The sequence below is a fragment of the bacterium genome, assembly GCA_024224155.1.
Taxonomy (GTDB): Bacteria; Acidobacteriota; Thermoanaerobaculia; order Multivoradales; family JAHEKO01; genus CALZIK01.
On the sequence record JAAENP010000013.1, the window covers coordinates 45,502 to 59,106 of the forward strand.

Sequence of the window (13,605 nt, forward strand, 5' to 3'; positions counted from 1 at the left end):
CGAGAGAGTATCGCTTGTCGTCTTCAGCTCTCCTTCAGCGCGATGGCCTCCTCACTCGCCGACAGAATCTGCCTCAGGTCCTCGTACAGAGCGTGGTCCGTCCCCACTCTCTTCATGCTCTGCGCCGCGTAGAGAGCGATCGCCGTCAACAGGTTCGAGATTTCATGATCGACGCGATCCTGCTCTCCCCTGACCGGCAGCCATTCCTCCGGCTCGGAGCTCGAGGAATCCTCCCCGCCATCCGTAGCCTTCCGCGGACTGAACGACTTCGCCAGCTCCGAGCCGGGCACCGGAGGGGAAAGGTAAGTACCCTGCGCCAACGAGGCTCCCAACGAGCCCACGGCCTCGAGCTCGCTCTCCGTCTCCACAGCCTCCACAATGGTCGCGATCCCCAAGCCTCGCGCCATCTCGACGATCGAACGGACGAGCGATTGCTTTCGCGGATCATTCTCTATGTTCCGGCAAAAGAAGCCATCGATCTTGAGGTAGTCCAGCGGCAACTGCTGGACAAGGTGCAGATTGGCGAACCCGTTTCCGAAGTCGTCCAGAGCCAGTCCAAAGCCGTCTTCTCGAAGGGCGTTCAGGATCGCGCCGAAAGCTCGCTGGTCGAGAATCGACTGCTGCTCGGTCAACTCCAGAACAATGTCCCTTGGACGAAAGCCGTGCTCGAGCACCCGCTCAACGAGTTTCATCGCGAACCCGGGAGTCGACAGCGAGCGAGGCCGTACGTTGATGAACAGCTTGCCGACCCGTGACAGATGTCGAGCCTCGTCGAGCACGGCTTCAATGCACTGCAGCTCGGTTTCGAGAAGCCTCTCCTTTTTCGACGCATAGGCCAGGAAGATCTCGGGGTCCCGCAGAACCGACCCCTCCGGTCCGCGCGCCAGGCCTTCCACGCCATAGCCCTCCGGGACCGGGAGTGCCGAGTCGAGATGAAAGATCGGTTGAAGCACGGCGGAGATGCCGTGACTCTCGAGAACCTCTTCCAGCGAACCGATATGCGTCACCTCGCCGCCGGCCTTGCCGGTGGCACGGCCCCGCGCGCGGGGGGCGTCCGCGATCAGATCCCGAAGGCGATTCCGATCTTTCGGGTACTCGAGCGGCTCCGTCACCCCCAGAGCCATCGCGAGATCGCGCTGCTCGGGAGTCAGCCCGTCGCTCAAAACGACCACCTCCAACTCCGGAGCGCAGGCGGCGGCGTGCCGGATGAGACGGATTCCCTTCAAACCTCCCAGGTTGGCGACCTCGAGATCGGTAACCAGAACATCCACGCCGTGATGATCCATCAAGCACTCCGCGGCCTCGATCTCAGAGCACGTCATGATGTGAAGATGAGGGGCCCTCAGGTACTCGACCAGGGCCCCGAGGCTCTCCGGCTCGTCATCAACGATCAGGATCGTCCTGACAGAAGGGTCGCCTGCGCTCACGACCTGCTGTCCAGGCAGCGACCTACCTTGGTGAGCAGGTCATCGAGCCGAAACGGTTTGTGGAGAAAGAATGTATCGAAACCCATCTCGTGAGCATCCAGAACCGAGCGTTCGGTATAGCCCGACATCAAGAGCACCTGCAGAGACGGCCGCTTCCCCTTGAGATCCTGGGCCAGCGTGGCACCGTTCGTACCAGGCATCACGATATCCGTAAGCAGGAGGTCGATCTCCTGTTCGCCGAAGATGCGGACGGCCTCCTGCGCCTCTGCGCAACTGAAGACGCGGTAGCCCCGGTTCTTCAAGGTTCGGGCGGCCACCTTGCGCACCCCATCATTGTCCTCGACGACCAGGATCGTCTCACCTCCGCCTCGAGCCTCGGTTGCGGCCTGTGCTGTACGAGCCTCGACCGTCGCCTCGACTCTCGGAAAATAGACTTTGAAGGACGTTCCAATCCCCGGCTCGCTATAAAGCGAGATGAAACCACCACTCTGCTTGACCACACCATACACAGTGGATAGGCCCAAGCCGGTTCCCTGACCTCGCGGCTTGGTCGTGAAGAAGGGCTCGAAGACGCGCTCTTGCGTCTGCTCGTCGATGCCCTCGCCGGTGTCTGAGACCGCCAGTAGGACATAGGGTCCGGGGTCGGGAACCGCGGTACCGAAGGCGTGATCCCCGTCGAGCTCGACCTCAGCGGTCTCGATCGTCAACCGGCCGCCTTCGGGCATTGCGTCACGCGCATTCACAGCCAGATTGACCAGAATCTGGCTCACCTGAGCGGGGTCGACCCGGGTCGCGCCCAGATCGGGGTCCAGGGTCAGTTCGACGTGAATGTCTTCGTTGATCGTGCGTTTGAGGAGCTGTTCGACATCGGTCACGACGTCGTTCAGATTGAGCACACGGGGCTCCAGCATCTGCCGCCGGCTGAAGGCCAGGAGCTGACGGGTCAGATCGCTCGCGCTCAGTCCGGCCTTCTTGATCTCCATCAGCTCCCTGTGAAGTGGCATGCCTTCGGCGGCCTGGCGCAGCCCCAACTCGGCGAACCCGATGACCGCGGTGAGAAGATTGTTGAAGTCGTGGGCCACACCGCTGACCAGTTGTCCCACGCTCTCCAGGTTCTGGGCTTGCGCCAGCCGGGCTTCGACCTTCTTTCGCTCGGTGACATCTTCCTGCACCGCCAGGTAGTGCTGCGTGACGCCGGTCGCGCTCTTGATGGGCGAGATGGAGGAGATCACCCAGAAGGCGCTGCCGTCCTTCTTCGTGTTCCGGAACTCGCCCTGCCATTCGCGGCCCGCCGCTATGGTCTCCCAGAGCTCCCGATGGGTATCGGGGGCGGTCTGATCCGACTTCAAGAAGCTTGGCTTCTTGCCGATCGCCTCTTCGGCGGAGTAGCCGGTGGTACGGGTGAACTTGGGATTCACGTACTCGATCGTGCCTTCGATGTCGGTGATGATCACCAGGCTCGGACTCTGCTCGACCGCTCGCGTGAGCAGATTCAGGCGATCCTCGGTCTGCTTGGAATCGGTGATGTCCCAGTCGATGCCCGACCAGCGCGTCGGGTTGCCATTCTCGTCTCGCTGAATGCGGCCCCTGCTGTAGATCCAGCGAACACCGCCCTTTCTGTGGCGAATGCGGTACTCGACCTCGAGCAGCGGCGTCTTTCCGGCCAGATGCTCGGCTACCGCGGCCGAGTGCCTTTCCAGGTCCGCCGGCAGAATCCGACTGCGCCACTCCCGCAGAGAACCGGGAAACTCGTGATCTTCGAAGCCGATGAACGCTTTGACCGTCGGATCCAGGGTGATGGCGTCGGGAAGCGTTTCCGGGGCGTCCGGGTCCATCGAGATATCCCACCAGCCGCCCTGCGACCCGGCGATCGCGAACTCCATTCGTCGCTCGCTGTCGAGCAGTGACGCTTCCGTTTCGCGACGCCTGGCAGTCTCCCGCTTGGCCGAGGCCAGGGCCCTGTGGGTTGCCAGTGCATCGCTTCGCCGCGCGACGAGAACGATGACAGCGAGCGCCGAAGCGGCGACGAGCAGAACACCGTAGTGGAAAAGACTCTCCGACGAGAGCATCCTCCACGCCAGAGGCGCCGAGGAAACCGCCGCAAGCCCGAGCGCGGCCAGCAGCCATCGCAAGGACAGCAGAATCGAGCCACAGGCAACGGCCACGATCGCCAAATAGCTGAGATAGAGCGGTTCCCGTGCGAGCCCAATGACCACCAGAATGTTGGCAAGGCTGAGGGCGACGACACCCAAGGCCAAGACGTTGGCCCGGCGCGCGGGGATCATCCGGCGCTTCAGCGCGATGTACAGCAAGAGGAAGCAGCCCACCGAGCCGAGGTCCCCGCCGACGATCGCGGTCGTCGCCCGGGGCGACAGGTCATCCAACAAGTTGAGGACGGCGAATAGCGAGAACGCGATGGCCAAGCCGCCCGAGACCGGAGCCAGCGCCCGCAGGACCTGCCCGTCCAGAGTCTCCCTCGCCTCCGAGCTGATCCTCCCAGCTAGGAACGGAATTCTGGTGAGGTAAGTGCGCATTGCCTAACTGCTCCGAGCTCCGAGATAGAAGAGCCGGGTGGACCCTCGCCCGGACGGACGAAACAAGTCCTCATTAACTACAGATTCCCTCATGGGCCGGAAATCTGACACCTTTCTCTCGAAAGCCCGGCAACGTCTCCGGAGGTGCCACGGATCTCGACGCCTCTTCGCGAGGCTCGGGTGCTCTCGCCCGGTCTCGCGCCTGGCCGCCGCCGGCGACCTCCACCACTCCACCATGCGGGAATGCTAGAAGGCAGGCGGGCGCGCTGCTATAGGAACTAGTCTGGTCTCCGGGCGAGGTCCGGGCAAGCGCCTTGTAGGACCGAGACCTACAAACCAAGTGATGCTCAGCGCCTGGGGAGCCCAACCAACGGATCCATCTCCGGCACCCAGAGCTCCCCCGGTAGGCGGGTTACTCCGGCTGCTGGAATGCCTGTCCGACGGCTCTCTCGAGGTCCTTGGGCGTGAATGGTTTCTGCAGGAACGACGTTCCCTCGAGCAGCGGCTCCGGATTGAACCGAGCCTTGCTCGAATAGCCGGTCATGAGCAGCGCTCTCGTGCCCGGATTCTCCGCGAGGATCATGCGCGTCAGAGTCAAGCCGTCCTTGCCGGGTAGCACCAGATCCGTAACCAGTAGATCGATGCGTCCGCTGTGAGACGCATTCAAGCGCAGAGCTTCTTCCGCGTCTTCGGCCGTCAGGACTCGATACCCGAGCTCTTCGAGAACCTGTCCCGACAGCTGGCGGACCATTTGATTGTCCTCCGTCAACAGGATCGTCTTCTCCCTTGCGATCTCGGGGTCGATCCCCATCTCTGCCGGAGTCTCTTCAATCTCCGCTTCGACAGGGGGCAGGAAAATATCGATCGACGTCCCCTTCCCCGGCTCGCTGTTGACCCAGATGTAGCCTCCGCTCTGCTTGACGATGCCGTAGACGGTCGAGAGCCCGAGCCCGGTCCCTTTGTCCGGCGACTTGGTGGTGAAAAACGGCTCGAAGATCTGGCCGCGGACGTCCTCATTCATTCCGGACCCCGAATCCGAGACCGTGAGCGCTACATACGCACCCGGCTGAACCGGGATGTGGGCAGCCGCGTAGTGCTCGTCCAGAATGACGTCTCGGGTTTCGAGGAAGAGCTCACCTCCGTCCACCATGGCATCTCGCGCGTTGACCGCCAGATTCAGCAGAACCTGCTCGATCTGACCGCCGTCGACCTTGACTCGCTCGAGTCCCGGCTCGAGCCTGGTCACTATCTCGATGTCTTCCCCAATCGTCCGGCGAAGCAGGCTTTCCATGTCGGTGACGATCTTGTTCAGGTCTTGTACCTTGGGCTGCAATACCTGTTGACGACTGAAAGCGAGGAGCTGGCGAGTCAAGTCGGCTGCCTGCTCGCCGGCTTTCTGAATCTCGATCAGGCCGGCCTGCGCGGGGTGATCGGGCGCAAGGGATGAGATGCCGCGCTCGGTGTAGCCGAGTATCGCCGTCAGAAGGTTGTTGAAGTCGTGGGCGACGCCGCCGGCCAGACGGCCGATCGCCTCCATCCTCTGAGACTGACGAAGCCGCTCCTCGAGCTGGCGCTGGCCGGTGATGTCGCTGACGTGAAACAACAGCGCCGGATTGCCGAGGTAGCTGAAATGACTCACTCTCAAGCTGACCGGTATCGAGCGCCCGTCGCTCGTGTAGCTCGTCCCTTCGGCCTGATCCGCTCTCCCGTTTGCCAGATCGGCGAACCTGTCGAGTGCCTCCGATCTGTCTTCCGGAGGAACCAGATCCACGAAGTTCCGGCCGATCAGCTCTTCCCGGCGCAGGCCATGTAAACGACAGCCCGCCGGGTTGACGTCCAGCACGTTGCCATCCAGATCCTCGACGAGAATGGCGTCGGGCGCGCTCTCGAAGAGAGCTCGAAACTCCCCGTTGCTGGTCGCCGGCTCACCACAAGCGAGCGGGCCCTCATCGGTTTCCACTGAGGGTTGCTGCTGGTTCATAGGGATCGGTCTCCGCTTTCTCGACCACCGCCAACACAGGCGATCTCCTGAGGCGCCAGGACCACTTGGTTGCGGCCCCGGTGCTTGGCCATGTACAGAGCTTCATCCGCCCGCGAGATCAGCTCGGTCAGCATGCCCGGCTCCGGCTCCAGAGCCAAGGCCAACCCTATGCTCACGGTGATATTGAGCTTCCGGCCATCGAGAACGAAGGGACTTTCGGCCACCCGGCGTCGACAACGCTCGGCAATGATCATGGCAACCTCCGCCCCCGCATCGACAAATAGGGTCGCGAACTCCTCGCCACCATATCTGCCCAGGAGATCGTAGTTGCGCAAGCCACTCTTCAGTAGCTCCGCGGTCCGGACGAGAGCCTGGTCGCCGCAGAGATGGCCACGCTCGTCGTTGACCCTTTTGAAGTGATCTATGTCGATCATGCCCAGCGTCAAGGGCTGCCGTTGCCGCTGAGCCCGGCCGAGCTCGCGCTCGAGGCTCTCGAAGAAAGAGTGGCGGTTGGGTATTCCCGTAAGGGAATCGAGATGCGCCAGCTCACTGAGCTGCTCGTTCTTGCTTCGCAGCTCGTCCTGAAGGCCCTTGAGTTGGAGATGAATCCTGGCGCGAGCAACCAACTCCTCGTCGGCGAACGGCTTCAGAAGATAATCGGACGCTCCGGATTCCAGGCATCTGAGCTTCGACTGGAAGCTCTGCTCGCCGGTAAGCATGATCACCGGTATCTCGGCGAATGCTCGGTCGGCTCTCATTCGCGTGAGAAAGTCGAATCCGCTGAGGCCGGGCATGTTCACGTCGCTGAGCACGAGGTCGACGTCGTGCTCCCGGAGAAGACTCATCCCCTCTCTTCCACTCTCGGCAAGCAAAACGAGCCTGCAAACCCCACTCTTGAGCAGAACCGTCTCGAGGTATCGTCGCGCCACCCGTGAATCATCGATGACGAGCACCTTGCCCGTGCCGGTGGGTCGGGCCGGCTCGACGCGATCCGCGGCTGCGACGCTCGCTGTCTCGGGCCCAGCGCTTACCGCGGAACAGAACCTCAGACTGGTCTCGGAGTAGCTGGCTGCCTCGAGGATCGACATCGTGATCACTTCCTGGTCTCATACTGCGATCCCAGCGTCCCCTGGACAATCGGCCAAGGCCCCGACGGCGTGTAGGACAAACCACCACGGGAAGATCCGGCCGGCAACTCCGTGGAAGTAGCCACCGTGCTCGCGGTCGGAGCAGCAGGCTGAAACCACGCCGCCAGCTCGCTACCTGGCAGGGGTGCCGAGAAGTAGTAGCCCTGGGCGTAGTCGACTCCGAGGCGCCGCACTACCTTGAGCTCCTCTTCCGTTTCCACCCGTTCCATGATCGTAGAAATGCCCAGCTTTCGAGTCATGTCCACGGTCGACCCAACGATCGCCTGCTTCCTCGAATCGCTGGCGATGCCGTTGCAGAAGTAACCGTCGATCTTCACGTAGTCCAGGCTCAGCTGCTGTACCAGATGGAGATTGGCGAATCCGCTGCCATAGTCGTCCAGGGCCAACCCGAACCCATAGCCACGAAGCGAGTCGAGCGTCGCGTCGAACGCTCGGAGGTTGATAATGGACTGCTGCTCGGTCAGCTCCAGGACGATGTCGTTCTCGCAATAACCATGCTGCCGAACCAGATCGCGGAGTCGGCCGACGAAGTCAGGTGTCGACAACGACCTTGGACTGGTGTTGATAAAGAGCCTGCCGAGACCGGGCAGCTGGCAGCTTTCGACCAGAACGGCTTCGATGCACTGCAATTCGGCCTCAAACAGTCTCTCTTTCCTCGAGGAATAGTCGAGGAGAATCTCCGGGTTCCTCAGCAGCGATCCCTCGGGTCCCCGGGAAAGACCCTCCACGCCGAACGCGGTCGCCGAGGAATGTGCGGGCTCGAGCGAAATGATCGGCTGCAAGACCGCCGTTATGCAACGACTTCTGAGGATCTCGTCCAAGGTCTCGACATATCCGATCGTTCCGGTCCCGTTCCGGGGAGGTGCGCTTGCGGCGGACAAGCCAACGCCTGCCGACTCCCTGAGCCGGTTCAAACCCTCGGGCTTTTCCAGCAGCTCCACGACACCAAGGGCCCTGCCGAGGGTTCGAACGCTTTCGTCGATCTTGCCGCTGAAGACAATCACGTCGGTCCCTGGAAAGTTGCAGGCCACATGACGGATCAGCCGGATTCCCTCAAGTCCGCCCAGGTCCGAGACTTCCAGATCGGTAACCAGAACATCGAATCTCTGGCGATCCATCAGACACTCCGCGGCCTCGATCTCGGAACAGGCGACAAGATCTACGTGAGGCGCCCGTAAGTAGGCCGTAAGCAGCCGCAGGGTCTCCGGATCATCATCCAGAATCAGGATTCGACGCCGCGCCTCAGTCATGGCGGCAGTCCCCTCCCGACTCGGGCCTCCAACGAAGCGCCCGGTCGTCGCCCGTGCTTGCGAAGGTCAGGCACTTGCATCAAGTCGCGGCTCCGCACGACCGGCGGCCGTTCGGTCGACTTCGTCGACGATGAATGCTTCGAGCTCTGCTCTTTGCTTTGCCGTCAGGCTCGAGAACCGGAATCCCGCCATGTAGATGGGGCGAAACTCTTTGTTCTCGATCGGCACTGTCCTGATGAGCCGGCTCCACACAACGGTCGCGCTCAACCGAAGCAGCCCGGTTGGGCGCTTGAACCTCATCGGGTAGCTCTTGCCGACCTGAAGGTACTTGTGGGTTTCAATCGCGAGACCGCCCAGGCTGATATTCACCACGTTTGCAGTGTCGAACGTGCCCAGGCGCCCTTCGACATTGTCGACCTTGTACCGCGTCCTCTCGTCGATCGACAGTTCTGAACTGGTTCCGCCCTGTGTCTCGCATCGGCCTAGCTTGACCTGGATCTGTGCGTTGCTCATGCAGATAATGTACCCACCCATTCGGACCGCGGGAACCGGACGAAGGCCGGGCGCGAGATAGGAGACGCCCCCGCGGCCGTGTAAGAGAACAACCGACGGGGACCGGCGACCTCGCGCCAACCGCTGCGGTAGGATGCCGCGAACCTGTGCAGTCCACCGACCCGCGCTGCGAACCGAGAGGCCGAGCGCGGGAGTGATCGAGACGAGGCGCGAAAGAACATGGCGAGAAAGGTCGTAACCCCGAGGGTCCGGCGCCTCATCTGCGCCAACGCCCATCCGGAAGGTTGTGCGGTCAACGTTCGGCGCCTGGTCGACAAGGTCCAACAGGCCGGGCCCAAGACCGGGCTCGGGAACGTCCTGGTCCTCGGCTCGAGCACCGGATACGGCCTGGCTTCGCTGGCCACGGCGATCTGGGGCTGGGGCTCGAGCGCGCTGAGCGTCTGCTTCGAGCGCCCAGCCCAGGAGACTCGGACCGCGAGTGCCGGCTGGTACAACATCGCGGAAGTCCATCGAATGGCCCGTGAACAGGGTCGTCATGTCGAGACCTTGAACGGTGATGCCTTTGCCCACGAAATGAGAACACAGGTCGTGGAGATTCTTCGGGAGCGCTTCGGCCTCGTCGACCTCGTCATCTACAGCCTGGCCAGCCCGCGGCGCAAGGACCCCGATTCAGACACCGTCTGGAACAGCGTGATCAAACCGATCGGCACGCCGCACGGGGGCAAGCACATCGAGCTCCGCTCGGAGACCGTCACCGGTCATGGCCTCGAGCCGGCTACCGAAGAGGAGGTCGAAGCGACGGTCAAGGTCATGGGCGGAGAGGATTGGGAGCTGTGGATTCGGCTGCTGGCCGCGGAGGGTCTCCTGGCCGACGGCGCCCGCGCTCTGGCGTACTCCTACATCGGACCTCGTGTCACTCATCCCATCTACCGCACCGGCACCATCGGCCGGGCCAAAGAGCATCTAGAGGCGACCGCGAATCGGCTGGACTCCCTGCTCGAGGACCTCGTCGGCGGACACTGCTGGATCAGCGTCAACAAAGCCGCCGTCACCCAGGCATCGGCGGTCATCCCGGCCGTTCCGCTCTACAAAAGCCTGCTTTACAGGGTCATGAAAGAGGCCGGAACGCACGAGCTGCCAAGCGATCAGATGATCCGGATGTTCGAGGATCATGTCGGTCCCGGACGAACGCCGACCCTCGACGCGCATCGACGGATCCGGCTGGACGATCGCGAGATGTCTCCCGAGACCCAGCGCCGGGTTCAGGAACTGTGGGAGATCGTCGACACCGAGAACCTCAACGAGATCAGCGACTGGAGCGGCTTCAAGCGCGAGTTCCTGCAGCTCTTCGGGTTCCAGGTCGACGGCGTCGACTACGACGAACCGGTCGAAACCGACGTCTCATGGGAGTAGCGCCGAGGCTCCGTCCCCGACGCTGTGGCGGTCGACCTCCGTTTGCCCTCGAACGAAGCGAAGGGTGCCGACCGAAGCGATAGAGTCACGCCGGTACCGCCCCTTCGCGAACGAAGAGAGGTTCGCTCCGGGGCGCACGCGGCGCTCCTGCAGGCATCCGAACCCGGGAGGCCGAATGGCCTCGATCCCCCGACCCACCGGCTCGGTCGGCTAGACGCCGACCGGGACCTGTTCGAGCTCCTCTTCGAAGTGCTCGACCTTGACGTCGAGATGGCCGGTCGCCCTGCCGGCCTCCTTGGTGAGCGCGCGGCCGATCACCAGGCGCTGAATCTCATTCGCGCCTTCATAGATCTGGGTAATCTTGGCGTCGCGCATGTACTTCTCGATCGGATAATCTCGACAGTAGCCATAGCCGCCGAACATCTGAACGGCCTCGGTCGTGACCTTCATCGCCACGTCGGTGGCGAATACCTTGGCCATCGCGGCGAACTTGGTGACGTTACCGATGCCGGCATCGATGGCGCGAGCCGCGGTCCACACCATCTGGCGCGCCGCTTCGATCTCGGTTGCCAGATCGGCGACCTTGAATTGGGTCGCCTGAAACGAAAGCACCGACTGGCCGAACTGCTGGCGTTCCGACGTGTAGCGCACTGCCCAATCGAGGGCTCCCTGCGCCAGACCGACGGCCTGCGCGGCAACACCCGGACGCGCCCGATCCAGAGTCTTCATGGCATTGCCGAACCCCTGGCCTTCGTTACCGAGTAGGTTCTCGGCAGGTACGCGGCAGTTGTCGAAGTAGAGCTCGTGCACCGGCACGCAGCGGATGCCCATGAGCTCTTCGCGCTTGCCGATCTCGAAACCCGGCGTGCCCTTCTCGACCATGATCGCCGAGATGCCGCGATGACCACGATCCGGGCGGGTCGAGCAGTAAACCGTGTAAAAGCTGGCCGCGTTGCCGTTGGTGTTCCACTTCTTCTCACCGTTGATGACGTACTCGTCTCCGTCGCGCTCCGCCTGCGTTCTGAGGCTGCCGGCGTCCGAGCCCGAGGCCTTCTCGGAAAGTCCGAACGCAATCAGCTTCTCGCCGCTGGCGACCGGTGGCAGCCACTTCTTTTTCTGCTCTTCGGTACCGCCGACGATAATCGGGAAGCTCCCCAGCGCGTTGACCGCGTAACCCACGCCGACTCCACCGCAGGCTCGCGACAGCTCCTCGACCACGACGCAGAGATCGAGCACCCCGGCCCCCTTGCCACCGTACTCTTCGGGGATCCATATGCCCATCAGGTCGGCCGCGCGAAGCGCCTCGATAACGCTCCAGGGGTATTCTCCCGACCGATCGAGGTCGGCCGCGACCGGGTAAACCGCGGTCTCAGCGATGTGGCGCGCCCGCTCCATGTAGTCCTGCGCCTGCTTAGGCAGTAGCTCTTTCATTGCGTTCTCCTTGAAAGGTCGAGATCGGATTTCATCGGAAGAATCCTACCGCAGGGGCGACGCCGATCGGCCGGCCCTGTGAGAGAATCTTGCAGCCCGAAAACCGGGCCCGTGCCCTCCAGCAAGACGGCCCGAGTAGTAAATGGTGGAGAACTTCACGCGCACGCAGGTCCTCAGACTGCTCAAGCTCTGGAGCCGCATCTTCTATCGGTTCGAGTTCGAGTGGATGAATGGGGAACCCGATCCACCCTGGGACGATCTGCGCATCGTCACCGTGATGAACCACACCAGTCTCTTCGAATGGCTGTTCGCGGGCGCTCTTCCCGACCATTTTCTGAAGAGGATCGCGACTCGTGGCCACGTTCCGGTTGCCGACAAGACCATCTCCCGTCCTTTCTTCGGCATCTTTCTGCGGCTCCTGGCGCCCCACATGATCTCGATCACCCGTGAACCCGATCACACCTGGCAGGCCGTCATCGATCGGCTGGAGAAGAACTCAATGGTGATCATCTTCCCCGAAGGCCGGATGAAGCGAGCCGACGGGCTCGACAAACACGGCAAGCCGATGACCTCGCGCGGCGGAATCGCGGACGTGCTCAAGGCCATTCCGTCGGGACGAATGCTGATTGCCTATTCCGGCGGCCTCCACCATGTGCAATCTCCCGGACAGAAACTGCCCCGGCTGTTCAAGACCATTCGGATGGCCTTGGAGTTCGTGGACATCGAGGAGTACCGCAACAGCATGCTCGAGAAGGGCACCGGCGAGGGATTCAGGCAGGCGGTGCGCGACGACCTCGACGGCCGCCGTGATCTCCACAGTGGTCGCTTGGAGGCCTTGACCTACGGCACATCCGAGGGCGAGTCGCGCAGAGCGTCGTAGAGACCCGGAAGCGCGGTCGCGGCCAGAATCAAGGCGCCACCGACCAAGGCCCACCCGGCGACGCTCTCGCCGTGGATCAACCACGCCCACACCGGACTCAGGACCGGCTCGGCCATGAGCAGGAGTGAGGCCTCGATCGCCGGAACCCGCCGCATGGCCGCGGTGAGGAGCATGTAGGCGATCCCGATCTGAACGACCCCCAAGAAGCTCACCACCAAACCGTCCTCCAGGGCGATGCCCGAAAGGCCCTCGATCCTGGGCAAGCACACGGCGAACACGAGGACATTGCCCAAGACCACCGCGGGCATCGAACCGCCTGGCCTGTTGCCGTCGAGCTCGCCAACCCGGTCCCCTCGCGCATTCAAGACTCCACGGCTGAGCGAACGCAGCCCGATCACCGTCAGCGCCCAGGCAAAGCCGGCCGCCGCCGCCAGCCAGTTGCCGCGCTCCGGATCCGGCGCCGTCGCTTGGGCCGGCTCGGAGCCGAGAAAAAACATGGCCATCCCGACCGCGATCAGAGCCAGCATGACCATTTCCCTGCGACGCAGATGCTCCTTCAGGAGCCACGGGGACAGCAGCAGGAGGTAGAGCGGCGAGGTCGATTGCAGGAAGATCGTGTTGGCGGCCGTGGTCAGCTTGTTGGCCTGCACGAACAGGAAAAGGGTCGCTCCAAACGCCAGCGCGACCGGCACCGTTCGCCGGCTCCAACCGCGCCGGGCCGACGGAGTCGCCAGAAGGAGAAACAGGGCGGCGACCCCGGCGCGCAGGCCGGCCACTTGCCAACCGTCCAACTCGACCATCTTGATCGCGGCGCCTCCGGTCGAAAACAGAACCGCGGCAGCCAAGACCTGGAACCTGGCGAGGACCTGGCCGCTGGTGCTTCTGGTCATGGGTACGGTCACGTAGCGTAGCGCGCCGGACGGCTAGCGGGTGGCAGGATCTACGATCAGCAAGTGCTAGTACTAGTCGCGCGCGCGTGCCTGGAGGGCCTGCTCCCAGGCTTCGGTCGCACCCAGCGTTCTCTCGCC

Annotated in this window: 10 protein-coding genes; 2 read left to right on the forward strand and 8 right to left on the reverse strand. The window is 62.9% G+C overall.

What is annotated here, in order from left to right; all coding sequences use genetic code 11:
- Window positions 1–23: 23 nt before the first annotated feature.
- The 6 genes from GY769_01305 to GY769_01330 all read right to left on the reverse strand — a co-directional run bounded on the left by GY769_01305 (window position 24) and on the right by GY769_01330 (window position 8,853).
- Window positions 24–1,427 (reverse strand): EAL domain-containing protein, encoded by a 1,404-nt coding sequence (locus GY769_01305; GenBank protein ID MCP4200554.1) that lies wholly within the window; start codon window positions 1,425–1,427, stop codon window positions 24–26.
- A complete protein-coding gene (locus GY769_01310) occupies window positions 1,424–3,961 on the reverse strand; it encodes a PAS domain-containing protein (protein MCP4200555.1) in 2,538 nt (845 codons plus the stop codon). Before GY769_01310 ends, GY769_01305 begins: the two co-directional genes overlap by 4 nt.
- Before the next feature lie 412 nt (window positions 3,962–4,373).
- The gene (locus tag GY769_01315) at window positions 4,374–5,942 is read right to left on the reverse strand and encodes a PAS domain S-box protein (GenBank protein ID MCP4200556.1); all 1,569 of its coding nucleotides are present in this window, start codon (window positions 5,940–5,942) and stop codon (window positions 4,374–4,376) included.
- Window positions 5,939–7,030: a diguanylate cyclase gene (locus GY769_01320; protein ID MCP4200557.1), complete on the reverse strand. Its 1,092-nt coding sequence runs from the start codon at window positions 7,028–7,030 to the stop codon at window positions 5,939–5,941. Before GY769_01320 ends, GY769_01315 begins: the two co-directional genes overlap by 4 nt.
- A gap of 5 nt (window positions 7,031–7,035) precedes the next feature.
- On the reverse strand, window positions 7,036–8,340 hold the full coding sequence (locus GY769_01325) for an EAL domain-containing protein (protein MCP4200558.1): 1,305 nt from the start codon (window positions 8,338–8,340) through the stop codon (window positions 7,036–7,038).
- A 66-nt stretch (window positions 8,341–8,406) separates the two neighbouring features.
- Entirely contained in the window at window positions 8,407–8,853 is a 447-nt protein-coding gene (locus GY769_01330) for a PilZ domain-containing protein (GenBank protein ID MCP4200559.1), read from the reverse strand.
- A gap of 219 nt (window positions 8,854–9,072) precedes the next feature.
- On the opposite strand from GY769_01330, the gene GY769_01335 reads away from it, so the two are divergent.
- Complete coding sequence (locus tag GY769_01335) at window positions 9,073–10,266, forward strand: trans-2-enoyl-CoA reductase family protein (protein MCP4200560.1); 1,194 nt, start codon at window positions 9,073–9,075, stop codon at window positions 10,264–10,266.
- 210 nt (window positions 10,267–10,476) lie between these two features.
- Here the strand turns inward: GY769_01335 and GY769_01340 are convergent, their stop codons facing one another.
- Complete coding sequence (locus tag GY769_01340; protein ID MCP4200561.1) at window positions 10,477–11,697, reverse strand: acyl-CoA dehydrogenase; 1,221 nt, start codon at window positions 11,695–11,697, stop codon at window positions 10,477–10,479.
- Window positions 11,698–11,839: 142 nt separating this feature from the next.
- Here GY769_01340 and GY769_01345 point away from each other — a divergent pair, with 142 nt between their 5' ends.
- Entirely contained in the window at window positions 11,840–12,577 is a 738-nt protein-coding gene (locus tag GY769_01345) for a hypothetical protein (GenBank protein MCP4200562.1), read from the forward strand.
- Here GY769_01345 and GY769_01350 read toward each other — a convergent pair.
- A complete protein-coding gene (locus GY769_01350; GenBank protein ID MCP4200563.1) occupies window positions 12,538–13,467 on the reverse strand; it encodes a DMT family transporter in 930 nt (309 codons plus the stop codon). The two genes, GY769_01345 and GY769_01350, sit on opposite strands and share 40 nt — an antisense overlap.
- Between the last annotated feature and the right edge of the window lie 138 nt (window positions 13,468–13,605).